At 68.1% G+C, this 24,009-nt stretch carries 24 protein-coding genes; 12 read left to right on the forward strand and 12 right to left on the reverse strand.

The window, feature by feature from the left end:
- Nucleotides 1-336: 336 nt before the first annotated feature.
- Complete coding sequence (locus tag AB8M46_RS16030; protein WP_016331266.1) at nt 337-1,425, reverse strand: hypothetical protein; 1,089 nt, start codon at nt 1,423-1,425, stop codon at nt 337-339.
- A 209-nt stretch (nt 1,426-1,634) separates the two neighbouring features.
- Between AB8M46_RS16030 and AB8M46_RS16035 the strand changes: the two genes are divergently transcribed.
- Nucleotides 1,635-2,735 carry an adenosine deaminase gene (locus tag AB8M46_RS16035; RefSeq protein ID WP_394360595.1) on the forward strand — a complete coding sequence of 367 codons (1,101 nt, stop codon included), beginning with the start codon at nt 1,635-1,637 and terminating at the stop codon, nt 2,733-2,735.
- A gap of 65 nt (nt 2,736-2,800) precedes the next feature.
- Nucleotides 2,801-4,006 carry an MFS transporter gene (locus AB8M46_RS16040; RefSeq protein WP_394360596.1) on the forward strand — a complete coding sequence of 402 codons (1,206 nt, stop codon included), beginning with the start codon at nt 2,801-2,803 and terminating at the stop codon, nt 4,004-4,006.
- 20 nt (nt 4,007-4,026) lie between these two features.
- Here AB8M46_RS16040 and AB8M46_RS16045 read toward each other — a convergent pair whose 3' ends face one another.
- The gene (locus AB8M46_RS16045) at nt 4,027-5,271 is read right to left on the reverse strand and encodes a hypothetical protein (protein WP_037332421.1); all 1,245 of its coding nucleotides are present in this window, start codon (nt 5,269-5,271) and stop codon (nt 4,027-4,029) included.
- Nucleotides 5,272-5,422: 151 nt separating this feature from the next.
- Here AB8M46_RS16045 and AB8M46_RS16050 point away from each other — a divergent pair, with 151 nt between their 5' ends.
- Nucleotides 5,423-7,927, forward strand: coding sequence for a DEAD/DEAH box helicase (locus AB8M46_RS16050; RefSeq protein ID WP_394360597.1), 2,505 nt, complete (start codon nt 5,423-5,425; stop codon nt 7,925-7,927).
- 86 nt (nt 7,928-8,013) lie between these two features.
- The gene (locus AB8M46_RS16055; protein WP_394360598.1) at nt 8,014-8,202 is read left to right on the forward strand and encodes a hypothetical protein; all 189 of its coding nucleotides are present in this window, start codon (nt 8,014-8,016) and stop codon (nt 8,200-8,202) included.
- Between the two features lie 51 nt (nt 8,203-8,253).
- Here AB8M46_RS16055 and AB8M46_RS16060 read toward each other — a convergent pair whose 3' ends face one another.
- Together AB8M46_RS16060 and AB8M46_RS16065 are read right to left on the reverse strand one after the other, a co-directional pair.
- Nucleotides 8,254-8,880 carry a hypothetical protein gene (locus tag AB8M46_RS16060; protein ID WP_394360599.1) on the reverse strand — a complete coding sequence of 209 codons (627 nt, stop codon included), beginning with the start codon at nt 8,878-8,880 and terminating at the stop codon, nt 8,254-8,256.
- A 54-nt stretch (nt 8,881-8,934) separates the two neighbouring features.
- Complete coding sequence (locus AB8M46_RS16065) at nt 8,935-9,525, reverse strand: NADPH-dependent F420 reductase (protein ID WP_037332412.1); 591 nt, start codon at nt 9,523-9,525, stop codon at nt 8,935-8,937.
- A 76-nt stretch (nt 9,526-9,601) separates the two neighbouring features.
- Between AB8M46_RS16065 and AB8M46_RS16070 the strand changes: the two genes are divergently transcribed.
- The gene (locus tag AB8M46_RS16070) at nt 9,602-9,961 is read left to right on the forward strand and encodes a helix-turn-helix domain-containing protein (protein ID WP_125732343.1); all 360 of its coding nucleotides are present in this window, start codon (nt 9,602-9,604) and stop codon (nt 9,959-9,961) included.
- A 61-nt stretch (nt 9,962-10,022) separates the two neighbouring features.
- Here AB8M46_RS16070 and AB8M46_RS16075 read toward each other — a convergent pair whose 3' ends face one another.
- Nucleotides 10,023-11,003 (reverse strand): sugar-binding transcriptional regulator, encoded by a 981-nt coding sequence (locus tag AB8M46_RS16075; RefSeq protein WP_394360600.1) that lies wholly within the window; start codon nt 11,001-11,003, stop codon nt 10,023-10,025.
- Between the two features lie 129 nt (nt 11,004-11,132).
- Between AB8M46_RS16075 and AB8M46_RS16080 the strand changes: the two genes are divergently transcribed.
- Genes AB8M46_RS16080 through AB8M46_RS16095 form a run of 4 tightly spaced genes read left to right on the forward strand, consistent with a single transcriptional unit; the run spans nt 11,133 to nt 15,217 of the window.
- Nucleotides 11,133-12,137, forward strand: a complete 1,005-nt coding sequence (locus tag AB8M46_RS16080; protein WP_394360601.1) for a zinc-dependent alcohol dehydrogenase family protein — start codon at nt 11,133-11,135, stop codon at nt 12,135-12,137.
- The gene (locus tag AB8M46_RS16085; protein ID WP_350595101.1) at nt 12,130-13,470 is read left to right on the forward strand and encodes a sugar ABC transporter substrate-binding protein; all 1,341 of its coding nucleotides are present in this window, start codon (nt 12,130-12,132) and stop codon (nt 13,468-13,470) included. The genes AB8M46_RS16080 and AB8M46_RS16085 overlap by 8 nt, the downstream gene beginning before the upstream one ends.
- Nucleotides 13,470-14,405 carry a carbohydrate ABC transporter permease gene (locus AB8M46_RS16090; protein ID WP_037332403.1) on the forward strand — a complete coding sequence of 312 codons (936 nt, stop codon included), beginning with the start codon at nt 13,470-13,472 and terminating at the stop codon, nt 14,403-14,405. Before AB8M46_RS16085 ends, AB8M46_RS16090 begins: the two co-directional genes overlap by 1 nt.
- On the forward strand, nt 14,402-15,217 hold the full coding sequence (locus AB8M46_RS16095) for a carbohydrate ABC transporter permease (RefSeq protein ID WP_037332401.1): 816 nt from the start codon (nt 14,402-14,404) through the stop codon (nt 15,215-15,217). Before AB8M46_RS16090 ends, AB8M46_RS16095 begins: the two co-directional genes overlap by 4 nt.
- 71 nt (nt 15,218-15,288) lie before the next feature.
- Here the strand turns inward: AB8M46_RS16095 and AB8M46_RS16100 are convergent, their stop codons facing one another.
- Both AB8M46_RS16100 and AB8M46_RS16105 read right to left on the reverse strand, forming a co-directional pair.
- Nucleotides 15,289-15,483 carry a ferredoxin gene (locus AB8M46_RS16100; RefSeq protein ID WP_394360602.1) on the reverse strand — a complete coding sequence of 65 codons (195 nt, stop codon included), beginning with the start codon at nt 15,481-15,483 and terminating at the stop codon, nt 15,289-15,291.
- Between the two features lie 8 nt (nt 15,484-15,491).
- Nucleotides 15,492-16,706, reverse strand: coding sequence for a cytochrome P450 (locus AB8M46_RS16105; RefSeq protein ID WP_037332399.1), 1,215 nt, complete (start codon nt 16,704-16,706; stop codon nt 15,492-15,494).
- Between the two features lie 216 nt (nt 16,707-16,922).
- Here AB8M46_RS16105 and AB8M46_RS16110 point away from each other — a divergent pair, with 216 nt between their 5' ends.
- Nucleotides 16,923-17,561 (forward strand): TetR/AcrR family transcriptional regulator, encoded by a 639-nt coding sequence (locus AB8M46_RS16110; protein WP_037332398.1) that lies wholly within the window; start codon nt 16,923-16,925, stop codon nt 17,559-17,561.
- Nucleotides 17,562-17,677: 116 nt separating this feature from the next.
- Here the strand turns inward: AB8M46_RS16110 and AB8M46_RS16115 are convergent, their stop codons facing one another.
- Genes AB8M46_RS16115 through AB8M46_RS16135 form a run of 5 tightly spaced genes read right to left on the reverse strand, consistent with a single transcriptional unit; the run spans nt 17,678 to nt 22,764 of the window.
- A complete protein-coding gene (locus AB8M46_RS16115) occupies nt 17,678-18,544 on the reverse strand; it encodes an aldehyde dehydrogenase family protein (protein ID WP_394360603.1) in 867 nt (288 codons plus the stop codon).
- Nucleotides 18,537-19,970 (reverse strand): aldehyde dehydrogenase family protein, encoded by a 1,434-nt coding sequence (locus tag AB8M46_RS16120; RefSeq protein WP_350573157.1) that lies wholly within the window; start codon nt 19,968-19,970, stop codon nt 18,537-18,539. Before AB8M46_RS16120 ends, AB8M46_RS16115 begins: the two co-directional genes overlap by 8 nt.
- 3 nt (nt 19,971-19,973) lie before the next feature.
- A complete protein-coding gene (deoC, locus tag AB8M46_RS16125; RefSeq protein WP_016331285.1) occupies nt 19,974-20,948 on the reverse strand; it encodes a deoxyribose-phosphate aldolase in 975 nt (324 codons plus the stop codon).
- Nucleotides 20,949-20,967: 19 nt separating this feature from the next.
- The gene (locus tag AB8M46_RS16130) at nt 20,968-22,128 is read right to left on the reverse strand and encodes a serine hydrolase domain-containing protein (protein ID WP_394360604.1); all 1,161 of its coding nucleotides are present in this window, start codon (nt 22,126-22,128) and stop codon (nt 20,968-20,970) included.
- Between the two features lie 24 nt (nt 22,129-22,152).
- Nucleotides 22,153-22,764, reverse strand: coding sequence for a DUF1707 domain-containing protein (locus tag AB8M46_RS16135; protein ID WP_037335839.1), 612 nt, complete (start codon nt 22,762-22,764; stop codon nt 22,153-22,155).
- 105 nt (nt 22,765-22,869) lie between these two features.
- Here AB8M46_RS16135 and AB8M46_RS16140 point away from each other — a divergent pair, with 105 nt between their 5' ends.
- Together AB8M46_RS16140 and upp are read left to right on the forward strand one after the other, a co-directional pair.
- Nucleotides 22,870-23,313, forward strand: coding sequence for a protein-tyrosine phosphatase family protein (locus tag AB8M46_RS16140; RefSeq protein ID WP_125732363.1), 444 nt, complete (start codon nt 22,870-22,872; stop codon nt 23,311-23,313).
- 18 nt (nt 23,314-23,331) lie between these two features.
- A complete protein-coding gene (gene upp / locus AB8M46_RS16145) occupies nt 23,332-23,955 on the forward strand; it encodes a uracil phosphoribosyltransferase (protein ID WP_037332384.1) in 624 nt (207 codons plus the stop codon).
- The last annotated feature ends 54 nt before the right edge of the window (nt 23,956-24,009 follow it).

The raw sequence follows: 24,009 nt of genomic DNA on the forward strand, positions 1-24,009 counted from the left end.
GGATGCGGTACTTGCGCGTGCAACTACCGCATTTAGAGGACGAAACGCGGGCGGCCGCCGGATCGCGATTAGCCCGCGAAACGCAGGTCGGCGCGGGGCGGGTGTCCCCGATGCAGCATTGGGGACGCTGAGCGCCTCCAATGCCACATTGGGGACGTCGGGTCCGGCCCGGCCGGCGCCGGGCCCAGGGCGTGCACCGCATTTAGAGGACGAAACGCGGGGGACCGCCGGATCGCGATTAGCCCGCGAAACGCAGGTCGTGGCCCGAGAAAGCGTGAAGGCCCCCGTCCCAGGCGAAGCCGTGGGAAGGGGGCCTTCACGCGTTAAGCGAGGGCGTCAGTCCGAGGACTCGTCGCCGCCGTCGGCCTTCGCCTTGGCGTCGGCCGCCTTGGGCGCCCGGCCGTTGCGCGAGCTGCGACGCGGCTGACGCGGGGCGGGCGGCGGCGGGGAGATCTGCTGCACGGCCGGGCCACCGCCGAGCATCAGCTCCGCGAAGGTCGCCATGGCCTCGTCCAGCTGGCCGCCGATACGGCGCACGGACTCGTCGTTGCTCTTGCGCACCAGCGAGTCGACCGAGTCGGTGTCCGGCTGCTTCTGCAGCGTGCTCTCGACCTTCGACAGACCGGAGCGGATCGAGCCGTCGAGGTCGCCGAGACGGCCGGTGAAGCCGTCCTCGACCTTGTCGAGCCGCTCCGCCAGGTCGTCGAGCCGCGAGGTGACCTTCTCGAGCCGGTCGCCGAGGCCGTCGAGGCGCTCCGAAGCGTCGATCATCTCGCCGGTCTCGGTCAGCGCGGTCTTCAGCGCCTCGGTGTTGGCGGTGAGGCTTTCCTTGGTGGCCTTGTCGAGGTTCTCGACGCGGGTCCGCAGCTCGCGGTCGACGGTGTCGACGCGGTCCCGCAGGGTGGACTCGGCCTGCTCGACGCGCTCGCGCACCGGCCCGATCACCGACTGCGGCAGCGTGTCGGTCTTCACGTCCTGCTTGTCGAGGTGCGCGCCGAGCTCGTCGAGACGGCGGTGGATGTTCTGGAGCTTGTCCTCGAGCCCGTCCATCCGGCCCCCGACGCCTTCCAGACGCGCGGCCATGCCGTCGAGGCGGCCGTCGAGCTGAGCGAACGGCTTGGCCAGCTTGTCGACGATGCTTTCGACGGCGCGGGTCAGCGCGGCGATCGCGGTGTCCTGTGCTTCGAGCCGCGACATGGTCTCGTCGAGCCGCTCGGCGAGCACGCTGGTCTCGGTGCGGTCGGGCATCTCGGAGAGCCGCTTGCGCACCGCGCCGAGCGAGTCGACGGGGGCCAGACGTGCGTAGATGTCGTCGAGCGCGTCGAAGATCTGCTGCTGTTCGCTCTCACGCACTTCGGCCGCGCGCACCAGCATGTTGCGCATCCGGTCGAAGGACGGGGCTGCAATGTGGTTGTCAGTGGTCACTGCGGTGTCCTTCGTGGGCGGGGAAATGGGAGGGACGTGACGTGAAGCTTATCCATTGCGAAATTGCTCTGCGTATGGCCCCCGGGTATCGGACAATGCCGAGCTCTGCCCTGATGGCCGATTCAGCCGGTGATCCACAAAGCCGAGGGTTAAGTCAAGCATGAGACTTACAGCCATGTAGGGGAATGACAGGCTGGTTACCGTTACGTATGTCCTCTGAAAGCAGCAGACCACGCGTCCCGGAGGCGGTACTGGCCCGCGCTCCCAAGGTTCTCCTCCACGACCACCTGGACGGCGGATTGCGTCCCGCGACGGTCGCCGAACTCGCCGAACAGACCGGCTACGAGGCCTTGCCCACCACCGATCCCGTGGAACTCGGCCGCTGGTTCCGCGACGCCGCCGATTCCGGCTCCCTCGTCTCGTACCTTGAGACGTTCGCGCATACCTGCGGCGTCATGCAGACCGAGGAAGCGCTGGTCAGAGTGGCCGCCGAGGCGGTGGAAGACCTGGCGGCCGACGGCGTCGTCTACGCCGAGGTGCGTTATGCCCCCGAACTCTTCGTCGAACGCGGACTGTCACTCGATGCGGTGGTCGAGGCCGTTCAGGCCGGGTTCGCCGAAGGTGAACGGAGAGTGGCGGCCGCCGGTGGCCGGATCCGCGTCGGGACGTTGCTCTGCGCGATGCGCCAGCACGCCAGGGCGCTGGAGATCGCCGGGCTGGCCGTCCGCTACCGCGACGCCGGCGTGGTCGGGTTCGACATCGCCGGACCGGAAGACGGATTCCCGCCTACCAGAAATCTCGACGCATTCGAGTTTCTGCGGACGAATAATGCGCATTTCACCATTCATGCCGGGGAGGCGTTCGGGCTCGCGTCCATTTGGGAGGCGATTCAGCATTGCGGCGCGGAGCGGCTGGGCCACGGCGTGCGCATCGTCGACGACATCAAGACCGACAGTGACGGCACGGTCCATTTGGGACGGTTGGCCGCCTACGTCCGCGACCGGCGGATCCCGCTCGAGATCTGCCCCACGTCCAATGTCCAGACGGGAGCGGCGCGCTCGATCGGCGAGCATCCCATCGGCCTGCTCGCCAGGCTGCGGTTCCGGGTCACCGTCAACACCGACAACCGGCTGATGAGCGGCTGCTCGATGACCAGCGAATTCGCGGCCCTGAGCGAGGCGTTCGGCTTCGGGCCGGCCGATCTCGAGTGGTTCACGATCAATGCGATGAAATCCGCCTTCCTCGATTTCGACCAGCGGCTCGACATCATCAACACGGTCATCAAGCCCGGGTACGCGGCCTTGCGTTAGTTAGCAGCGACAACTATCGTTCACTATGTAGGAGTGATATCCCAAATAGTGGAACGGTGGCGAAGATGGCGCAGGTCGTGGACGTGGGGATCGGCGGCAAACGACGCTGGCTCATCCTCGCGCTCGGTCTCGCCGCACAGACCGCGAGTTGCTCGTTCCTCTATGGGCTCCCGTTCCTGGTGCCGTCGATGCAGCGTGCGGAGGGTCTCACGCTCGCCGAAGCGGGAACCGTGGTCGCGGCGCCGAGTCTTGGCCTGCTGTTCACCTTGATCCTGTGGGGCGCGGCCGCGGACCGTTACGGAGAGCGTTTGGTAATGGCCATCGGGCTCGGCGTCTCGGGGTTACTCCTCGTGTACGCGGCCGCCGGTGACCACTCGCTCGGGATCCTCTTTGGGGTGTTCCTGCTCGCCGGCGCGAGCACCGCGTCAGTGAACGCCGCGAGCGGCCGGGCCGTCCTGGGCTGGTTCGGCCCGGCCGAACGCGGTTTCGCGATGGGCATCCGCCAGATGGCCCAGCCGCTCGGGGTGGGCGTCGCCGCCTTCGGCCTCCCGCCGCTCGCGGACCGCTGGGGCTTCCAGGTCTCGCTCCTGCTGCCCGCGCTGACCGCGATCGGCGTCGCGCTCCTGGTCGCCTGGCTCCTGATCGACCCGCCGCGTCCGGAATCCGGGACGGCGGGGGAGAAACCGCCGTCGCCGTACCGGAGGCCGGCGTTGTGGCGGGTCCACGGCGCGAGCGCGCTGCTCGTCGTCCCGCAGTTCACGGTCTCCGCGTTCACTCCCGTGTACCTGGTGACCATGCACGATTGGACGGCGGCGTCCGCGGGCTGGTTCGTCGGCGCCGTCCAGGTCCTCGGCGCGCTGGGCAGGCTGGTGTCGGGCTACTGGTCCGACCGCGTCGGCAGCAGGCTGCGGCCGATGCGGCAGCTGGCGATCGCGAGCGCCGCGGTGATGCTGCTGGTCGCGCTCGGCGACGCGACGTGGCCGTGGCTGGTGCTGCTGGCGCTCGTCCTGGCCGCGGTGATCACCGTGTCCGACAACGGGCTCGGGTTCACCGCGTCGGCGGAGATGGCCGGGCTCGCGTGGGCGGGGCGGGCGATGGGCACGCAGAACACCGGCCAGAACATCGCCGCCGCGCTGACCCCGCCGATGCTGGGTCTCGTGATCGGTGATTCGCGGTACGCGCTGGCGTTCTGCGTGGCCGCGATCTTCCCGGCGCTGGCCGTCGCCCTGGTGCCCGTCAAAGACGAAAAGGGCCCCTCAGGACGAACCTGAGGGGCCCCTTCGCGGGTGGATCAGAGAACCGTCAGGCGGTTCTCGAAGGTCTCGACGAGCTTGCGCCACTCCGACTGCTCGGCGTCGAACGGAGCGCTCGGCTCCAGCCGCGACGGGTCCGGCCGCAGCACGAACGACACCAGCCAGCCGAGGCTTTCGTTGGCGGCCAGCGCGGTTTCGACGCTGTCGTCCTCGGCCCACTCGGCGGCGTCGGTGATCAGCTCGACGGCCAGCTCCAGCTGGGTCGGGTCGATCGACTCCGGGCCTTCGGCGATGTCGTCGGCGATCCCGTTGAGCACGTAGGTGTTCTCGGTGTCGACCTCGATCTCGAGCTCGCCCGCGGTGGCCTTCGTGGTCACCTCGTCCCAAGTGGACACTCCGGCGAGGTCGTTGCCCGCCAGCTCCTTGCCGTCCGCGATCGCGCGGATGAGGGCCTTCTCGGAGGTGAAGACGTCGATCTCGCCTTCGCTGCCGAGGAAGATCGGCTTGTCGTCGAGGTAGCAGCGCAGCGTGTAGTACTCGGCGCCGGAGGTGATGATCTTGATCGGGTCGATGCCGACCTCGCCCCAGAAGCCGACGGGCTCGTCGTCTTCCTCGTCGTCCTCGTCCGAGTCGTCGATGAGGTCCGCGTCGACGGCGGCCGCTTCGGCCTCGGCGGACTCCGCGAGGAAGGTCGCGAGCTCCTCCGCGGTCTGCTCCAGCACCTTCTCGTCGACGTCGGGGACGGTCACCAGGCCGTCGATCGCGTCGAGGACGGTGTCCCACTTCTCGGAGACCGCCTGCGACAGGTCCGCCCAGAGGCGCTCGCCGTCGCGGCCGGAGAAGGGCAGCGTGCCCTGGTCCAGCAGCGAGAAGCTCTCGTGCGCGTCGAGGACTTCGTGGACCTCTTCGAGCTCGCACACGTCCGCGAGCGAACGCACGATGCCGATGATCTCGGCCAGCTCGCCGAGCGTCCACTGGTCCGGCTTCTCGGCCACCAGCTCGGGGACGCCCACCAGGTCGTAGGTGTGGTCGTCGTCCGGGATGAGCTCGGGCACGTTCAGCGCCGGGACGACCTCCCACGCGGGGTGGTCGAGCAGGTCGTGCTGCTCGGAGGTCCGCACGAAGGCGGCGAGATGCGCGGCGTCCGGGAAGGCGTACAGGTCTTCCTCGTCGCCGAGGAAGGCTTCCCATTCCTCGCCGTCTTCCCGCCAGCGCGGCGCCCAGAGGGTGACGACGTCACCCTGTGGCAGGCCGAGTTCGATCGGGATGATGTCCTGTGCCATTCCTTTAGCCCTCTCGGATTACCGCCTGTGTGCGCGGCCGGGTGATGGTGCCCGGAAGGTGCGCGGTACCGCGAAGCCTACGGGTTTCCGCCGATGGGCGCGATCACCCCTGGGCAAGAAGCGACCAACGGATGGCACGATAGGTCCTCTGATGACACTTACAGACCTCCTGCCTGCGGATCCCGACCCCGACTCGCTGTTCGAAGCCTTCTCCACCTGGACGGCCGAGCGCGGGTTGGAGCTGTACCCCGCGCAGGAAGAGGCCATCATCGAGGTGGTCTCCGGCGCGAACCTGATCCTGTCGACGCCGACGGGCTCGGGTAAGAGCCTCGTTGCCGTCGGGGCGCACTTCACCGCGCTCGCACACGGCCGCCGCAGCTACTACACGGCACCCATCAAGGCGCTCGTCTCGGAGAAGTTCTTCCAGCTCATCGAGATCTTCGGCGCGGACAACGTCGGCATGATGACCGGCGACTCGGCGGTCAACGCCGACGCGCCGATCATCTGCTGCACGGCGGAAATCCTGGCGAACATGGCGTTGCGCTTCGGTGCCGACGCGCCGGTCGGCCAGGTCGTCGCGGACGAGTTCCACTTCTATTCGGAGCCGGATCGCGGCTGGGCCTGGCAGGTGCCGCTGCTCGAACTGCCGAAGGCGCAGTTCGTGCTGATGTCGGCCACGCTGGGCGACGTCTCGTTCTTCGAAAAAGATCTCACCCGTCGGACCGGCCGTCCGACCGCGGTGGTCACCTCGGCGCAGCGGCCGGTGCCGCTGACCTTCCGTTACGCGCTCACGCCGTTGCACGAGACGATGTCCGAGCTGCTCAACGGCGGGCAGTCGCCGGTCTACGTCGTCCACTTCTCGCAGGCCGCGGCGATCGAGCGCGCGCAGACGCTGATGAGCATCAACGTCACTTCGAAGGCGGAGAAGGAGGCCATCGCCGAGATGCTCGGCGACTTCCGCTTCTCGGCCGGGTTCGGGAAGACGCTGTCGAGGCTGGTCCGGCACGGGATCGGCGTGCACCACGCCGGCATGCTGCCGAAGTACCGGCGCCTCGTCGAGCAGCTCGCGCAGGCGGGGCTGCTGAAGGTGATCTGCGGGACCGACACGCTCGGCGTCGGTATCAACGTACCAATCCGCACGGTGGTCTTTTCGGCGCTGACGAAGTACGACGGTGTGCGGCAACGGCATCTCAAGGCGCGCGAGTTCCATCAGATCGCCGGCCGCGCGGGCCGCGCCGGATACGACACCGACGGCTACGTCGTCGTGCAGGCGCCGGACCACGTCGTCGAAAACGCCAAGGCACTGGAGAAGGCCGGCGACGATCCCAAGAAGAAAAAGAAGATCGTCCGCAAGAAGGCGCCCGAAGGGTTCGTCAACTGGACGGAGAGCACCTTCGACCGGCTGATCGCGGCCGAGCCGGAGCCGCTGACGTCGAGCTTCCACGTCAGCCACTCGATGCTGCTGAACGTGATCTCCCGGCCGGGCAACGCGTTCGACTCGATGCGGCATCTGCTGGAGGACAACCACTCCGACCGTCCCGCCCAGCGGAAGCTGATCCTGCGCGCGATCGCGATCTACCGCGCGCTGCTCGCGGCCGGTGTGGTGGAACGGCTCGACGAACCCGACGAACAGGGCCGCATCGTCCGGCTGACCGTGGACCTGCAGTTCGATTTCGCGCTGAACCAGCCGCTTTCGCCGTTCGCGCTCGCCGCGATCGAACTCCTGGACGTCGAGTCGCCGTCGTATGCGCTCGACGTCGTGTCCATTGTGGAATCCACTGTGGACAATCCGCGTCCGGTGCTGTCACAGCAGCAGTTCAAGGCGCGCGGCGAGGCCGTACAGGCGATGAAGGCCGAGGGCATCGAGTACGACGAGCGGATGGAGCTGCTCGAGAACGTCACGTACCCGAAGCCGCTGGAGGAACTGCTGGAGGCGGCGTATTCCCGCTACCGGCAAGGGCATCCGTGGGTCGAGGACTACGAGCTCAAGCCGAAGTCCGTCGTGCGCGACATGTACGAGCGCGCGATGAACTTCGTGGAGTACATCGGTTTCTACCAGCTCGCCCGATCGGAAGGGCTGGTGCTGCGTTATCTCACCGACACCTACGACTCGCTGCGGCACACGGTGCCCGACGAGGCCAAGAACGAGGGGTTGCAGGACCTCATCGAATGGCTCGGCGAACTCGTGCGCCAGGTCGACTCCAGCCTCTTGGACGAGTGGGAAGCGTTGCGGCATCCCGAAGAGGAGGGCCCGGTTTCGACGAGGCCGCCGTCCGAGCCGCCCGCGGTCACGCGGAACGAGCGGGCGTTCCGGGTGCTCGTGCGCAACGAGCTGTTCCGGCGGGTGGAGCTGGCTTCGCGGCGTGCCTACGACGCGCTCGGCGAGCTGGACGCCGCGTCGGGCTGGGACGCGGACGCGTGGGAAGACGCCATCGAGGACTACTACGACGAGCACGAAACGCTCGGCATCGGGCCGGACGCGCGCGGGCCGAAGCTGCTGATCATCGAGCAGGAGCCGGAGATCTGGCGGGTGCGGCAGATCTTCGACGATCCGGCGGGCGATCACGACTGGGGCATCAGCGCCGAGGTCGATCTGGCCGCTTCGGACGAGGCGGGCTCGGCGGTCATCCGGATCACGGCGGTGGACCAGCTCTGATTTCGGCATTCCGCCGAAACGACTGTGCGACCCGGCGGATCGGTGTTACATTCGTCAGGTAAGTGTCACAGGGGCTGGGAGGAATCATGGGCGACTTCAAGCGTGCGCTGGTCGTCGTTGCCATCGCGGCGGGACTGGGAATCGCGGGCGGGGCGGCCGCGCAGGCCGCGTCGATGACCGAGTACTCGCTGCCGGGGGAGGACGCGACCACCGTCGAGTACGGCGTCGCTTCGGACAACTCGGCCGACATCGTGGCCGGCGCGTACAAGAAGTAGCTCGTTCCGTGAAGGCCTCCTTGAGGGACCCAGAGTCCCTCAAGGAGGCCTTCACGGACTTGTGACGACGCGGCGCCGGACCAGCTGGACGATCAGCACCACCAGTGAAAGCGCCGGCAGCGGATAGCCGAGGAGCAGGCCCACCGTGATGTCGGTGAGCGGCGCGAGGACCGCGGCGACGAACACCCACGTCGGCGCGGTCGGCAGTTTCACGCCGGAACGGGCCTTGCCCCACGGTTTCGCCACCGAAAGCCAGGCCTGGAATGCCAACGCGCTCGCCATCAGCGCGGTCCCGGCGACCAGCGCCACCGGTGGCGGATCACCGGCCCTGGCGGCGTCGACGGAATCCCGCAAAGCGCCCGACAGCAGGAAGATCCCGGCGTAGAGCTGGACGAGCGTGATCGCGAACTTCGCCAGCACCCACCAGTGCCGGGTGAATCCCCACGCCGTCGCCGCGGCGAGCAGGAAACCGGTGAAGGCCGACGCGTTGGCCAGCGGCGCCAGCAGGAACGAGTCGATCTCGTGCGCCATCGACGTCGCCGCGGCGCGGATCTCACCGTCCGCGCTCGTCCGGCCGATCGCCAGGAGGGTGAACAGGGCCAGGGCCTGTCCCATCCAGCCCACCGAGGTGACGACATGCAGCCACACGGTCAGCTGCCGCCAGGTCTTCGTCCGCATGGCGCACAGATTTGCGCGACCGCCAGGCCCGGCGCATCGGGGACGACCCTGAAATCAGGCCGGAAGGGGCGGGAAACAGGCCTGGGCGTCGTGGCCGTCGAACCAGAGACCGACCATGAACGCCATGGTCGCCTCCATGAGCCCCGCCCGGTCGAGCCCGCCGGCGTTCAGCGGCGTGCAGCCCAGGTCGCGGACCAGCGAACTCACCACTTCGACGGCCTCCGGAGCACCGCAGAGCGGCACCGCGAGCGGGCGGCCGCCGAACACCGGGGGCGTCATCCGCCAGACGTCCACCTCGCAGAGGTTGAACGCCTTGACCACGTGCGCGCCGGGTGCGGCGGCGGCGATCCTGGCGGCCTGATCGGGGACCGTGAGCACGGCGCCGGGGCCGACGGCATTCGTGCAGTCGATCAGCACCTTGCCGTCGAGATTCCCCGCCGTGGCAAGGACTTCCGGTACCGAAGCGGCGGGGAGGGCGAGCAGGATCACGTCGCTCGCGCGGGCGGTCTCCGCCCACGTGCCGACCCGCGCGGAGATCTTGGCGGCCTTGGCCCGATCGCGCGCCGCGACCATCACGTCGTGCCCGGACCACTGGCCGCCGAGCGCCTCCGCCATCCCGCCCGCCCCGAAAATTCCGATACGCATGTGCTGCTCCCTAAGATCGAGTGACGACACCGACCGTAGAAAGCCGCGCGGGTACCGAATGGTTACCGGAGGTCCGATGAACGACGTCTTCCTCGCCGATTGCCGTGCCCGGCTGGCCTTCGACCTGATGGCGAACACGTGGAACCCGGTCGTGCTGTGGGCCCTGCGCGAGGGACCGCTGCGCCCGGCCGAACTGCGGCGACGGCTGGGCGGGATCAGCACGAAGGTGCTCACGGAGACGGTCCGGCGGCTGGAGGCCAACGGTCTCGTCCACCGGCGCGACTGCGGGCGGACGGCGAAGGTCGAGTACTCGCTGACGGATCTCGGGACCACGTTGCTGGCGCCCATCGAGGCCTTCGGGGAGTGGGCGTTCCGGTACGGCGACGAGGTCATGGCGGCGCAGGACGAGGCGGCCCGGTTTCGCGATCACGCGTGATTGAGCAGCGATCTCGCGTGATTGGAGGGCGATCTCGCGTGATTGGGCGGACGACACCGGGTCAGGGGAGTGGGCGGGCCTCGGCCAGCCGGAGTAGCGGGACGGCCGCGGCGGCGTCGGTGATCAGGGTCGAGACCATGCCGGAGCGCAGGACGGCGTCTATCGCTTCGGCCTTCGGTTCCGTGTAGCCCAAGGCGATCACCTCGGGGACGGCGAGGAGTTCTTCGGCGCTGATGGCCAGCACGTGGTGGGCCAAGCCGGTGGACATCGGGTTGCCGTCGGTGTCGAACAGGCGGGCCGAGACCTCGGCCTTGGCGCCGCGTTTCGCGATCGCGCTCCGCTCGGCCTCGTCGAGCGCGTCGTACACCGTCGACTCTTCGGGTTTCCACGCGCCGATGCTGACGACGGCCTTGGTCAGGTTCTTGAACTGCCCGAAGGTCTCCGCGATACCCGGCTGCCTGCGCAGCGTTTCGGTGGTGCGGCGGTCGGGGAGGACGAGCGGCCCGAAGATCGGGTACGACGCTCCGCCCGAGACGGAGGCGACCCGGCTGACCGTCTCCACCGACCGGTCGCGCATGTCCATTCCCGCCTGCACGCCGCACAGTTGCACGATCGGGCATTTCGGCAAGGACTCGATCGCGTCGGTCATCGCGTTCACCGAACGTGCCCAGGAAAGGCCCAGGACGTCGCTGGGGGTGACGATTTCGGCCAGGAGGCGGGCGGCGAGCGTGCCGATCTTGCGCCTGGCGACCTCGCGGGATTCCGGTTCCGGCGCTCGTTCGAGCACCAGGACCCGGTCCAGCCGGTACGCGGCCCGGATCTCCTCGGACAGTACGAGATCGACCGGTGCGGGCAGGTGGAACTCGACCTTGACGATGCCGCTTTCCCTGGCCGTGTCCAGCATTCGCGCGACCTTGAACCGGCTGATCCCGAACTCTTCGGCGATCTCGAGTTTCGAGGCGCCCTGTTCGTAGAAGCGCCGGGCCACCGCGGCCAGGCGTAGTGATTCAACCAGGCCAGGGCCCTGTTTACGAGCGCTCATATGAGCACTATAACGCGAAATCAACCCGAAAGGTTGACGTAACACCTGGGAAAAGTTCACCATGCCTGGACATGCAGTCCGAAGCATAAGCCCTGCCCGCTCATTTGAGCGGAGAGAAGAGGAGCTGGCATGCGTGCCGCGATCGTGGACAAGCCCGGGGAGATCAGGGTCGGCGAGGTGCCCGACCCGAAACCGGGGGATCGCCAGGTCGTCGTCAAGGTGGGTGCCTGCGGGATCTGCGGGACCGACCTCCACATCGCCGACGGGCATTTTCCGCCGACGCCCTATCCGATCGTCCCCGGCCACGAATTCGCCGGCGAGATCGTCGAACTCGGCGCGGACGTGCCGGGTGGCTGGAAGATCGGCGACCGGGTGGCCGTCGACCCGTCGCTGTTCTGCGGCTACTGCAAGCCTTGCCGGTCCGGCCGCGGCAACCTCTGCGAGAACTGGAACGCGACCGGCGACACCGTGAACGGCGCTTTCGCCGAGTACGTCGCCGTTCCCTCCGCGAACTGCTACCGCATGCCGGACACGATGACCTGGGAACAGGGCGCCCTCGTCGAACCGGTCTCCTGCGCGGTGCACGGCGTGCGCCGGATCGGGGTCGAGGCGGGGGAGCGGTTCCTCGTCGTCGGCGCGGGCACGATGGGGCTGATCATGCAGCAGTTGCTGCAGCGCGCGGGCGCCCACGTCACGGTGGTCGACCGCAACACCGCCCGGCTCGGCCGCGCCATGGACCTCGGCGCGGCCGCGGTCGCGGGTGACGTGAAGGACCTCGACGACGAGAAGTTCGACGCCGCCGCGGACTGCACCGGCGCCGCGCCCGCCATCGAAGCCGCTTTCGATTCGCTTCAGCGCGGAGGCCGTCTGCTGGTCTTCGGGGTCGCGCCCGCCGAAGCCCGCGTCGCGCTTTCGCCGTTCCGGATCTACAACGACGAGATCACCGTCGTCGGCTCGATGGCCGTCATGAACAGCTTCGGTGCCGCGCTCGACCTGGTCGCCGACGGCGCCGTCGACACCGCCGCGCTGCTCACCGACACCCTTCCGCTGGAGCAGTACCCCGACGCCCTCGCCCTCATGCGCAGCGGCGCCGGCCTGAAGGTGCAGGTCATACCGGGAGGCGAAAGTGCGTAAAGCGGCCGCCCTGCTCGCGGTACTCCTGCTGACCCTCACCGGATGCGCCGGTGCGGGCGCGCTCGGCACCGGTGACCGGACGCTCGTCGTCGCGATCGTCGCGAACCCGCAGATGAAGGACGCCATCGAGCTTTCCGGCGAGTTCGAGAAGGCGAATCCCGGCGTCAGCCTCAAATTCGTGTCGCTTCCGGAGAACCAGGCACGCGCGAAGATCACCGCGTCGACGGCCACCGAGGGCGGCGAATTCGACGTCGTCATGATCAGCAACTACGAGGCGCCGCAATGGGCCGCGAACGGCTGGCTCGAAGACCTCGGCCCGCATATCGCGGCGAATCCGTCCTACGACGCGGACGACTTCATTCCGAGTATCAAGGAATCCTTGTCGCACAACGGGTCCATGTACGCGGTGCCGTTCTACGGCGAATCGTCGTTCCTGGCCTACCGGAAGGATCTGTTCGAGCAGGCCGGGATCACCATGCCCGCCAAGCCGACGTGGACGCAGATCGCCGAGTACGCCGCGAAACTGGACGACAAGGCCAAGGGCATCGCCGGGATCTGCCTGCGCGGCAAACCCGGCTGGGGTGAGAGCCTCGCGCCGTTCACCACGGTCGCCAACACCTTCGGCGCGCAGTGGTTCGACAAGGACTGGAACGCGAAGCTGACCAGCCCCGAGTTCAAGGCGGCCGCCGAGTTCTACGTGAACCTCGTGCGGAACCACGGCGAGGTCGGCGCGTCGAGCGCGGGCTTCTCCGAATGCGGCACGCGATACACCCAGGGCCAGGCCGCGATGTGGTACGACGCCACGGTCATGGCGGGTACGAACGAGGACCCGTCGGCCAGCAAGGTCGTCGGGAAGTCCGGCTACGCCCCGGCGCCGGTGGAGAAGACGCAGGCGAGCGGTTGGCTCTACACCTGGGCTTTGGCGATCCCGAAGGTCGCCAAGGACAAGGAAGCCGCCTTCAAGTTCATGGCCTGGATGACCGACAAGGCTTACGTGCAGCGGGTCGCGAAGGAGTTCGGCGACTGGAACCGTGTCCCGCCGGGCGTGCGGAAATCGACCTACGACATCCCGCAGTACCGCGAGGCGGCCAAGGCCTACGCGCAGCCGACGCTGGACGGTATCGCGGACGCCGACCAGCGCAAGGCGATGGCGAATCCCGTGCCCTATCCCGGCATCCAGTTCGTCGGCATCCCCGAGTTCCAGGATCTCGGCACGCGGGTGAGCCAGCAGCTTTCGGCGGCGATCGCGGGCCAGATCACCGTGGACGAAGCGCTCGAGCAGTCGCAGGAATACGCGCAGACCGTCGGCAAGTCGTATCAGGAGGTGCAGTGATGGCCACGATCTCCGCTCCTGCTCGTCCAGAGCCCGCCCATGCGAAGAAGGCGGCTCCGAAACGCGGCACCGATACGCCGTTCAAACGACGGCTGCCGCTGCTGCCCGCGCTGTTGTTCGTCGTCGCTGTGACGCAGTTGCCGTTCGTGCTGACGGTCTTCTACTCGTTCCAGTCGTGGAACCTGGTGCGGCCGGGGTCGCGGCATTTCGTGGGGCTGCGGAACTACATCGACGTCTTCGCCGACTCGACGTTCCTCGGCGCGCTGCTGAACACCGTCGTGCTCACGGTGGTGTGCGTGTTCTTCTCGCTGCTGCTCGGCCTGGGGCTGGCGATCCTGCTCGACCGCAAGTTCCTCGGCCGCGGGGTGGTCCGGACGCTGCTGATCACGCCGTTCCTCATCCTGCCCGCGGCGGGCGCGCTGCTGTGGAAGACGACGATGTTCGACCCGACGTACGGGTTGCTGCACTTCGTGTTCGGCACCGACGTCGACTGGCTTTCGGAGTTCCCGCTGGCCGCCGTGATGGCGCAGGTCGTCTGGCAGTGGACGCCGTTCATGATGCTGCTGATCCTGGCCGGGCTGCAGAGCCAGCCGAAGGACGTGCTGGAGGCCGCGTCGGTCGACGGCGCCGGCCGCTGGCGGACGTTCACCGCGATCACGCTGCCGCATCTGAGCCGGTTCCTGCAGCTGGCGACGTTGCTGGGCGCGATCTACATCGTGAACAGCTTCGACGCGATCTTCCTGATGACCCAAGGCGGCCCGGGGACCGCCAGCACGAACCTGCCGTTCTACATCTACCAGCGGGCGTTCCAAGGGTTCGACATCGGGCAGTCGTCCGCGATGGGCGTGATCGTCGTGATCCTGACGATGATCGTCGCGACCTTCGCATTGCGGCTGATGTTCCGCACGTTCTCGGTACAGGGAGGCGCGAAATGAAAAGCCGTTTCGGCCCCGGCGCGCTGACGGTCGCGACCTGGGTGATCGCGATCCTGTTCGTGTTCCCGCTGCTGTGGATGATCCTCACGGCCTTCAAACAGGAGGCCGACGCCTACACCGATCCACCTCGGCTGCTCTTCACCCCGACCCTCGACCAGTTCGCTGGCGTACTCGAACGCGGCTTCCTGCCGTACCTGTCGAATTCGGCGTTCGTGACCGTGGTTTCGACGCTTTTCGTGCTGCTGCTGGGAATCCCGGCGGCGTACGCGCTGTCGCTGGCGCCGGTGAAGGGGACGAGCAACGCGCTCGGCTTCTTCCTGTCGACGAAGATGCTGCCGATCGTGGCGGCGATCATCCCGCTTTACGTGATCTCGCAGAACACCCAGCTGCTGGACAACGTGTGGGCGCTGATCATCCTGTACACCTCGATGAACCTGCCGCTGGCCATCTGGATGATGCGGTCGTTCTTCCTGGAGGTGCCGCACGAGATGATCGAGGCCGGCCGGATCGACGGGGCGACGCTGCCGGTCCTGCTGCGGAAGATCATCATGCCGGTGGTCGCGCCCGGGGTGGCCGCGACCGCGCTGATCTGCGTGATCTTCTCGTGGACCGAGTTCTTCTATTCGGTCAACCTCACCGCCGCGCGGGCCGGGACGGTGCCGGTGTTCCTGGTCGGCTTCATCACCAGCGAAGGCCTGTACTGGGCGCAGCTTTCCGCCGCCGCGCTGCTCGCGTCGCTGCCGGTGATGATCGTCGGCTGGATCGCGCAGAACCATCTGGTGCGCGGCCTGTCGATGGGCGCGGTCAAGTAAGGCGTCGGTACAGGTGGTCGTGAGTGGCGTTTCGGGTTAGAACCCGAAACGCCACTCACGACCCCCACGCCTCACGCGAGCGACAAGGCCTGCCCCGGACAGATGTGCACGGCGGTGCGCGCGTTCTCCTCCGCCTCTTCGCCCTCGGGCTCGGTGTTCAGCAGAAGGACCGTCCCGTCGTCCTCGTTCTGGTCGAACAGATCGGGATCGGTGAGCACGCACTGGCCCGCACCGACGCATTTCCCGGTGTCCGCGATGATCTTCATGGCTCCTCCTACCAGGTGACCGGCAGGGCGTGGAGGCCGTAGATCGTCGAATCGTGCTTGAACGGCAGTTCGTCGACCGGTACGGCGATCCGGATGCCCGGCACTCGCCGGAACAACGTATCGAACACGATCTGGAGTTCCAACCTCGCCAAGTTCTGCCCGAGACATTGGTGCACACCGAATCCGAAGGCGACGTGGTGCCGTGCGCCCCGTTCGATGTCGAACGCGTCCGGGTTCTCGAAGCCTTCCGGATCGTGGTTGCCCGCGTTGCTCAGGCCGACGACGCCTTCACCCGCGCGGATGAGCGTGCCGCCGATCTCGACGTCCGCCGTGGCGAAACGTGAGGTCGCCGTCTCCGCGATGGTGAAGACCCGCAGGAGTTCCTCGATCGCGGCGAGGGTCTTGTCCGGATCCGCCTTGATCTTCGCCAGCTGATCCGGGTTCTCCAGCAGGGTCACCGTGCCGAGCGAGATCATGTTCGCCGTGGTCTCGTGGCCGGCGATGAGCAGCAGGAACGCCAAACCGACGAGTTCGCCGTGGTCGGCCTCGCCCGATTCACGCTGCTTCAGGATCTGACGGCCGAGGAGGTCGTCCTCGGTGGCGTTCGCTTCCTTCTTGGTGACGAGGTCGTCGAGATAGTTCCGGAGGCCCTCGAACGCCGTCTGCCGTTCTTCGGCGCTGACCTCCCGGTTGAGCATGCGGGAACTGCACGACTGGAAGAAATCGTGGTCCGCGTAGGGAACGCCGAGCAGTTCGCAGATCACCAGCGACGGAACCGGCAGGGAAAGCGCCTGGACCAGGTCGGCGGGTTTGGGGCCGGCGAGGAGGGCGTCGATATGGTCGTCGACGATCTGCTGGATCCGCGGCTGCAACGCCTTCATGCGTTTGACCGTGAATTCCCCGACGACGTCGCGCCGGGCCTGGCTGTGCTCCGGCGGATCCATCCCGATGAGGGACGGGCGGAACGAGTCGTCCTCCGGGCGGACCGGGCGCGCCACCATCAGCGGGAACGACGGATTACGCCGGTCGGAGCTGAAATGCGGGCTGCTCAGCATTTCGCGGATGTCTTCGAGCCGGGTGAGTGCCCAAGCCGTTTGCCCGGACGGGAGACCGACCCGGGAAATCGGACTTTTCTCGCGAAGCGTCTCGTATTCGGGAGGCGGCGAAAACGGGCATTTACGCGCCAGCGGCAAGGTCGCGGTGGTTTCCTCGACGTCGGTCATCGGGTTGTCCTTCCCCAGAATGTCGGGTGGGTTCGGGCGATATCGGACAGTGAGCCCCAAAACGTATGCGGATGGTTTCATTCCGCTTATGCACCCAAGGTACTCAAGTGGAGACAGGTCGTCCACTCGCGAAGGGGTGGTTTCCCAGGAGGCGTGAAGGGCACGCCCTTACGTGCGAGAATCACGGCCCTGAAGGACCTTCGAGAGGCGAGGACCATGACAGCCGACCCCGAGACCCGCTTGCGCGCCGACGCGCGCCGGAACCGGGATCAGATCCTGGCCGCCGCGAGAGTCATCTTCGCCGCCCAGGGCGCCGAGGTCCCGATGGAGGAGATCGCGCGCTCGGCGGGCGTCGGAGTCGGCACCCTCTACCGTCGCTTCCCGGATCGGGACGCGCTGATCCGGGCGGTCGCCGTCGACAACTTCGACCGGGTTCTCAGGGACGCGAAGGCCGCGAAGGACCAGGAGTCCTCGGATTGGGAGGCACTGATCCGGCTCCTGCACCAGTCGATGGAACTACAGCTGAGCATTCAGCTCGCGATGGTCTCGCCGCGGGCGCTGGCGATCCTGAAGAGCGACCCCGCGATCAAGGCCCTGCGTGACGAATTGCTCCTGGTGATGGACTCGTTCGTCCAGGGCGCGCAGGCGGAGGGCAGGCTCCGGACGGACGTCGCCACCGGTGACGTCGCGATCCTGTTCGCGACGCTGCTGCGGCAGATGCCCGGCAAGGGCGAGGAGGTCGCGCGGATGGCGACGCGGCGGTGCATCGGGATCATGATCGACGGGTTGCGGGCCGTGGGCTCGAACGAGCCGCTGCCGGGCCGGGTGCTGACCGGGGCCGATCTCGATCCGTGAGGGAGTGAAGTCCCGGATGTCAGGAAAGGGCCGTTCAGGACATAAAACGTCCTGAACGGCCCTTTCCTGACATTTGTCCGCGCGGTCAGGTGTCCAACTGCGGAAAACGGACCGGCTTAGACACCCAGAGGGTGCCAGACGGTCTTCGCCTCCAGGTACCGCCGCAGCCGCGCGATGTCGGCGTCGGCGGTCCAGTCCGGCTCGGCGTCCGGGACGGTCAGGACCCGCTTCACGGTGCCCGCGGCCTCACGCGCCAGATCCGCCCGCGCGGACGGCTCCGCGCCGGTCGGGTCGAGGGCGTTGACGTCGCCGTGCGACGCCAGCCACGAGCCCAGCTCCGACGCGCGGCCGGTCAGGATGTTCGCGACGCCGCCGGGCAGGTCGGACGTCGCCAGGACCTCCGAAAGCGTGATCGCGGGCAGCGGCCGGTCCGCGCTGGAGACGACCACCGCGGTCGAGCCGGTCGCCAGCACCGGGGCGAGCACGCTCACCAGCCCCAGCAACGACGACTGCTGCGGCGCGAGCACGCCCACGACACCGGTCGGCTCGGGCACGGTGAAGGAGAAGTACGGGCCCGCGACGGGGTTGGCCGCGCCGAGCACGGTCGCGATCTTGTCCGTCCAGCCCGCGTACCAGACCCAGCGGTCGATCGAGGCGTCCACAATGGACTGCGCCTTCTTCGTTGCCACGCCTTCGGACGCGGACACCTCCGCGACGAACTGTTCGCGGCGGCCTTCCAGCATCTCCGCCACCCGGTACAGCACCTGGCCGCGGTTGTACGCGGTCGCCGCCGACCAGCCGCCGAAAGCCTTGCGCGCGGCCGAAACCGCGTCACGGACGTCCTTGCGCGACGCGTGCGAGGCGTTCGCCAGGAACTTGCCCTTGGTGTCGGTGACCGGGTACACCCGGCCCGACTCCGAACGCGGGAACTTGCCGCCGATGTAGAGCTTGTAGGTCTTCGCCACCGAAATACGGTCAGACATCGAGGTAGGCCTCCAGTCCGGTGCGTCCGCCTTCGCGGCCGAAACCCGACTCCTGGTAGCCGCCGAACGGCGCGGCGGGATCGAAGCGGTTGAACGTGTTGGCCCAGACGACGCCGGCGCGGAGCTGGTTCGCCATCCAGAGGATGCGCGAGCCCTTTTCGGTCCAGATGCCGGCGGAGAGCCCGTACGGCGTGTTGTTCGCCTTGGTGACGGCCTCGTCCGGCGTGCGGAAGGTCAGTACCGAAAGCACCGGACCGAAGATCTCCTCGCGGGCGATGCGCATCGACTGCTGGACGTCGGAGAACACCGTGGGAGCGAAGAAGAAACCGCGTTCCGGCACCGGGCACGGGCTGGTCCAGCGCTGCGCGCCCTCGGCGTCGCCGGACTCCACGAGCCCCTTGATCTTCGCGAGCTGCTCGGCGGAGTTGATCGCGCCGATGTCGGTGTTCTTGTCCAGCGGGTCGCCCAGCCGCAGCGTCGAAACGCGGTAGCGCAGCTTTTCGAGCAGTTCCTCGGCGATGGACTCCTGCACCAGCAGGCGCGAGCCCGCGCAGCAGACGTGACCCTGGTTGAAGAAGATCCCGTTGACGATCCCCTCGACGGCCTGGTCCAGCGGAGCGTCATCGAAGACGACGTTCGCCGCCTTGCCGCCGAGCTCCAGCGTCAGCTTCTTCGAGGTACCCGCGATCTGGCGCTGGATGGCCTTGCCGACCTCGGTCGAGCCGGTGAAGGCGACCTTGTTCACGTCGCCGTGGCCGACCAGCGCGGCGCCGATGTCCCCGGCGCCGGGCAGGATGTTGACCACGCCGGGCGGGAGTTCGGCCTGCTGGCAGATCTCCGCGAACACCAGCGCGGTCAGCGGCGTGGTCTCCGCGGGCTTGAGCACCACGGTGTTGCCGGTGGCCAGCGCGGGCGCGATCTTCCACGCCAGCATCAGCAGCGGGAAGTTCCACGGGATGACCTGACCCGCGACGCCGAGCGGCTTCGGGTTCGGGCCGTAGCCCGCGTAATCGAGCTTGTCGGCCCAGCCCGCGTGGTAGAAGAAATGCGCGGCGGCCGTCGGCACGTCGGAATCACGCGATTCCTTGATCGGCTTGCCGTTGTCGAGACTTTCCAGCACGGCCAGTTCCCGCGACCGCTCCTGGATCAGGCGCGCGATGCGGAACAGGTACTTGGCGCGTTCGGAGCCCGGCATTTTGGACCAGACGCCTGTGTACGCCTTGCGCGCGGCCTTCACCGCGGTGTCCACATCGGACACCGACGCGGTGCCGACCTCGGCGAGCACCTCTTCGGTGGCCGGGTTGATCGTCTTGAGCGGCTCACCGGAGCCGTCGACGAATTCGCCGTTCACGAACGGCCGGTAATGCGACTTGAGGTTCGCGAGGTCGCGCGATTCGGGCGCGGGCGCGTACTCGAAGATGCCCATGGATCAGTCCACCGTCACGTAGTCGGGACCGCTGTAGTGGCCGTCGGCCTGGGTGCGGCGCTGCAGCAGGAGGTCGTTGAGCAGGCTGGACGCCCCGAACCGGAAGAGATCCGGGTTCAGCCACTGCTCGCCGGCGACCTCGTGCACCGCGACCAGGTACTTGATCGCGTCCTTGGTCGTCCGGATGCCACCGGCCGGTTTGACGCCGCGCAGTTCACCGGTCTGGACGAACCAGTCGCGGACGGCCTGCAGCATCACGTGCGTGACCGGCAGCGTCGCGGCGGGCGAGACCTTGCCGGTGGAGGTCTTGATGAAGTCGCCGCCCGCCAGCAGCGCGAGCCAGGAGGCGCGGCGGACGTTGTCGTAGGTCGCGAGCTCACCGGTTTCGAGGATGACCTTGAGGTGCGCGCTGCCACAGGCGGCCTTGATGGCCTGGATCTCCTCGAAGACCTCCAGGTAGCGGCCTTCCAGGAACGCGCCGCGATCGATCACCATGTCGATCTCGGCGGCGCCGGCGTCCACGGCGATCTTGGTGTCGGCCAGCTTGATCTCGCGGCTCGTGCGGCCGGCCGGGAAGCCGGTGGCCACACTCGCGACGTGGATGCCGGTGCCGCGAAGTGCCTCGACAGCCGTCTCGACCATGTCCGGGTACACACAGACGGCCGCGACCTGCGGGGTGTCCGGCCGTTCCGGGTCCGGCCGCTTGGCCTTGGCGGCGAGCGCGCGGACCTTGCCCTGGGTGTCGGCGCCTTCGAGGGTCGTCAGGTCGACCATCGAGATGGCGGTGTCGATCGCCCAGAGCTTGGCGGCCTTCTTGATGCTGCGCGTGCCGAGTCCCGCCGCCCGCTGCTCGACGCCGACCTGGTCGACACCAGGCAGCCCGTGCAGGAACCGGCGCAGGCTCGCCTCGTCGCGAGTCGCGTCCGCCAGCGGCGACGGGGTGGCCGTCGCCGCTGACGAGCTGGTCGTAGCTGTCATACGGGTGAGTGTAAGCGGCCTACAAGCTGGGCACCGGGGCCTGGGCGACGGCCCTGGTCGAGGGCACCACCGGGGTGCAGAACTCGCTGATCATGGGCAGCTGGCGCTTGAGCGCGGCGTCCGGCGACGCGGTGAGGTCGACGGTGGCCAGCGTGGAGATGTCCTTGCCGGAGTCGTCGTGGAAGCTGAGGGTGTTGAAGCCCGGCAGGTCGCCGCCGTGACCCCAGACGACGTGGTCGTCCGCGCAGGCGCCCGCGGTCTTGAGGTTCAGCTTCATCAGGCCGAGGCCGTACTCCATGCCGCCCGCCGGGACCGTCGTCTTCATCTGCTTCAGCAGCTCCGCGGGCAGCAGGCGGCCACCGAACAGCGCCTCGAAGAAGCGGTTGAGGTCCTTGCCCGAAGACACCATGCCGCCCGCGCCGAAGTAGCGCGAGTAGTTGTAGGTGGTGACGTCGGTGAGGCCGCGCGGCGCGTCGTACAGCTGCTCGTAGCCGCGGGCGGCCGGGCGGATCAGGAACGGGAAGTCGCGGGGGAGCGAGGTGTCGCGCAGGTGCAGCGGCCCGGTGATCCGCTCGGCGAGCGCGCGTTCCAGCGGTTTGCGCGTGGTCTTCTCGACCAGCAGGCCGAGGACGTTGTATCCGGTGTTCGAGTACGCCCAGCTCGTCCCGGGTTTGAACTGCAGCGGCTGCTTCGTGACGCTCAGGCGGATCTGGTCGTCGCTGTCGAAATGCTCGAAGCGTTCGGTGTCGACCTCCGGACCGGACGCCCAGGTGTCCTCGGGGGCGAGGTCACGCGGGAGGCCGCTGGTGTGCTGCAGCAGCTGGCGGACGGTGATCGGCTCCGGATACGGCAGCAATCCGGGCAGATAGCGCTGGACGGGCTCGTCGAGCCCGACACGCTTCTCGGCCACGAGCTGCAGGACCAGCGTCGCGACGAACACCTTGGACACACTCGCGATCCGCCAGCGGCCTGACGCGTCGGGCTTGCCGGGGCGCTCGATGTCCGCGACGCCGCTGACACCGCGGAAATCGTCGGAGACGGCGACCATGCCGGGGATGCCCGCGGCGACCGCCGCGTCCATCGCGGTCTGGCGCGGATCGGTCTTCCCGGCGGCCGCCGCCGGGAGGGCGGTGACGGAAAGCAGTGCGGCACAAGCGATCGCGACGACGGTTCGGCGCATCGGATGAATCCCCCAGGTTGTGTTTCAGCCTTCGATTTCAGGTACGTCCCTCTTGCGTGGCTTCCGCTTGACGACGACCCCACCCCAGAATGCCAGGCCGGTGATCTTCACCGTGGGCGCCGTCGGCGGCGCCGCGGGCGTCCCGGCCCGGTCTTCCAGCTCGAACGCGCCCATGAAGCCGATTCCGGTGACGTCCACGTTGATGTCGTCGGGCACGATGATGTCGATCCCGCCCATGATCGCGACCGCGGTGATCGTCGAATGCTTCTCGGCGAACCGCGCGTGCCGCAGATCGAGTTCGGCACCGCCCCAGAACGCGAAACTGTTGTGCTGCGGCGGGACGACCCAGCTGCCCTTGCGCGAGGCGCCGGACATGACGGCGATCGAGGCGCCGGAGCCCGGATGCCCGCCGATGCGGTCGTCGGGCAGGCCGAGCGCGCGCGAGGTCGCCGGCTCGATCGCCGACCGTGACTGCTGCGGCAGATCCGCGGTGACCGGCTTGAGGTCGCCGACGGTCTTGGCCGCGTACACGGTGGTGAGCCGCTCTTCCAGCTCGTTGATGGTGATGCGCCCTTCGGACATCGCCGCGTGCAGCACCTGCGCGACCTGCTCGCGATCGGCGTCGGAGATGCGCATCTGTTCGGGGCCCGGCAGGGCCGGTTCTTCACTCACGCGGAGGAGCCTAGCGCCGACGGGAGGGCCAAGCGTCCATCTTATGGTCGACAGTGGCATCCTCCCGAGATGGGGAACTCACTACCCGGCGCCGTCGAGCTGCCGGACGGGATCAAGGTGCGCGGACGGGGCCTGGGGCGTCCCTGGCCGGACGGGCCCTCGCCGGATTTCGGACTGTATTTGGGCGGCGCGAAGCTGCGCCGGAAACACGATCACAAAATGGACTGGGAGCGGGCGTGGATCCGCTGGCCCGACTTCCTGCTGCCGACGGACTGGGCGGACGCGCGGCGGCGCATCGTCGACCTGCACGAGCGGGCGGCGAAGGGTGAAGGGGTCGAGGTCGCCTGTTACGGCGGAGTCGGGCGGACCGGCACGGTGCTGTCCTGCCTCGCCACCCTTTCCGGGCTGAGCGCCGACGAAGCCGTGGCCTGGGCGCGAGCCAACCACGACAAGCGTTCGGTGGAGACGCCCTGGCAGCGCCGCTGGGTCGGCTGGTTCGCGCGCCAGGCGTGAACGGCTAAATTGACCGGCATGGATGTGCACGTCGTTGATCACCCGCTGGCCAAGGCCAGGCTCTCCACCATGCGCGACGCACGCACCGACAGCGCCGCCTTCCGCGCGGCGCTGCACGAACTGACCGTCATGCTGGTCTACGAAGCCACGCGCGACATGCCGGTGCGGATCGAGCGGATCCACACGCCCGTGGCGCGCACCGACGGCTATGCGCTGGCGAGCCCGCCGCTGCTCGTGCCGGTGCTGCGGGCCGGGCTCGGGATGGCGGATCAGGCGCACAAGCTGATCCCCGACGCCCAGATGGGTTTCGTCGGCCTCGCCCGCGACGAGGAGACGCTCAAGCCGACGCCGTACCTCGAATCGCTGCCCGAATCGCTCGCCGACCGGCCGGTGATGGTGCTCGACCCGATGCTGGCGACCGGTGGGTCGATGGAGTACACGATCCGGCTGCTCACCGACCGCGGCGCCACCGATGTCACGGCGATCTGCGCGCTGGCGGCGCCCGAGGGCATCGAGCATCTGGAGAAGACCGGGCTGCCGCTGCGGGTGGTGACCGCGAGCATCGACGAGCGGCTGAACGATTCCGGGTTCATCGTGCCGGGCCTCGGGGACGCGGGGGACCGGCAGTACGGCGCCGTCTGACCCCGGATCGCGTTTAGCGGGCTAAACGCGATTCGCAACATCTCCGCCGTCGCC

The organism is Amycolatopsis sp. SB7-3 (assembly GCF_041021335.1).
GTDB lineage: Bacteria > Actinomycetota > Actinomycetes > Mycobacteriales > Pseudonocardiaceae > Amycolatopsis > Amycolatopsis japonica.

Excerpts from the sequence above, each read along its gene's own strand:
- AB8M46_RS16140 (WP_125732363.1), top strand. The coding sequence starts at position 22,870 with ATGGGGAACTCACTACCCGGCGCCGTCGAGCTGCCGGACGGGATCAAG.
- AB8M46_RS16115 (WP_394360603.1), bottom strand. The coding sequence starts at position 18,544 with ATGTCTGACCGTATTTCGGTGGCGAAGACCTACAAGCTCTACATCGGC.
- AB8M46_RS16120 (WP_350573157.1), bottom strand. The coding sequence starts at position 19,970 with ATGGGCATCTTCGAGTACGCGCCCGCGCCCGAATCGCGCGACCTCGCG.
- AB8M46_RS16035 (WP_394360595.1), top strand. The coding sequence starts at position 1,635 with ATGTCCTCTGAAAGCAGCAGACCACGCGTCCCGGAGGCGGTACTGGCC.
- AB8M46_RS16135 (WP_037335839.1), bottom strand. The coding sequence starts at position 22,764 with ATGCGCATCTCCGACGCCGATCGCGAGCAGGTCGCGCAGGTGCTGCAC.
- AB8M46_RS16065 (WP_037332412.1), bottom strand. The coding sequence starts at position 9,525 with ATGCGTATCGGAATTTTCGGGGCGGGCGGGATGGCGGAGGCGCTCGGC.
- upp (WP_037332384.1), top strand. The coding sequence starts at position 23,332 with ATGGATGTGCACGTCGTTGATCACCCGCTGGCCAAGGCCAGGCTCTCC.
- AB8M46_RS16060 (WP_394360599.1), bottom strand. The coding sequence starts at position 8,880 with ATGCGGACGAAGACCTGGCGGCAGCTGACCGTGTGGCTGCATGTCGTC.
- AB8M46_RS16045 (WP_037332421.1), bottom strand. The coding sequence starts at position 5,271 with ATGGCACAGGACATCATCCCGATCGAACTCGGCCTGCCACAGGGTGAC.
- AB8M46_RS16055 (WP_394360598.1), top strand. The coding sequence starts at position 8,014 with ATGGGCGACTTCAAGCGTGCGCTGGTCGTCGTTGCCATCGCGGCGGGA.
- AB8M46_RS16100 (WP_394360602.1), bottom strand. The coding sequence starts at position 15,483 with ATGAAGATCATCGCGGACACCGGGAAATGCGTCGGTGCGGGCCAGTGC.
- AB8M46_RS16070 (WP_125732343.1), top strand. The coding sequence starts at position 9,602 with ATGAACGACGTCTTCCTCGCCGATTGCCGTGCCCGGCTGGCCTTCGAC.
- deoC (WP_016331285.1), bottom strand. The coding sequence starts at position 20,948 with ATGACAGCTACGACCAGCTCGTCAGCGGCGACGGCCACCCCGTCGCCG.
- AB8M46_RS16075 (WP_394360600.1), bottom strand. The coding sequence starts at position 11,003 with ATGAGCGCTCGTAAACAGGGCCCTGGCCTGGTTGAATCACTACGCCTG.
- AB8M46_RS16090 (WP_037332403.1), top strand. The coding sequence starts at position 13,470 with ATGGCCACGATCTCCGCTCCTGCTCGTCCAGAGCCCGCCCATGCGAAG.
- AB8M46_RS16110 (WP_037332398.1), top strand. The coding sequence starts at position 16,923 with ATGACAGCCGACCCCGAGACCCGCTTGCGCGCCGACGCGCGCCGGAAC.
- AB8M46_RS16050 (WP_394360597.1), top strand. The coding sequence starts at position 5,423 with ATGACACTTACAGACCTCCTGCCTGCGGATCCCGACCCCGACTCGCTG.
- AB8M46_RS16095 (WP_037332401.1), top strand. The coding sequence starts at position 14,402 with ATGAAAAGCCGTTTCGGCCCCGGCGCGCTGACGGTCGCGACCTGGGTG.
- AB8M46_RS16105 (WP_037332399.1), bottom strand. The coding sequence starts at position 16,706 with ATGACCGACGTCGAGGAAACCACCGCGACCTTGCCGCTGGCGCGTAAA.
- AB8M46_RS16040 (WP_394360596.1), top strand. The coding sequence starts at position 2,801 with ATGGCGCAGGTCGTGGACGTGGGGATCGGCGGCAAACGACGCTGGCTC.
- AB8M46_RS16080 (WP_394360601.1), top strand. The coding sequence starts at position 11,133 with ATGCGTGCCGCGATCGTGGACAAGCCCGGGGAGATCAGGGTCGGCGAG.
- AB8M46_RS16130 (WP_394360604.1), bottom strand. The coding sequence starts at position 22,128 with ATGCGCCGAACCGTCGTCGCGATCGCTTGTGCCGCACTGCTTTCCGTC.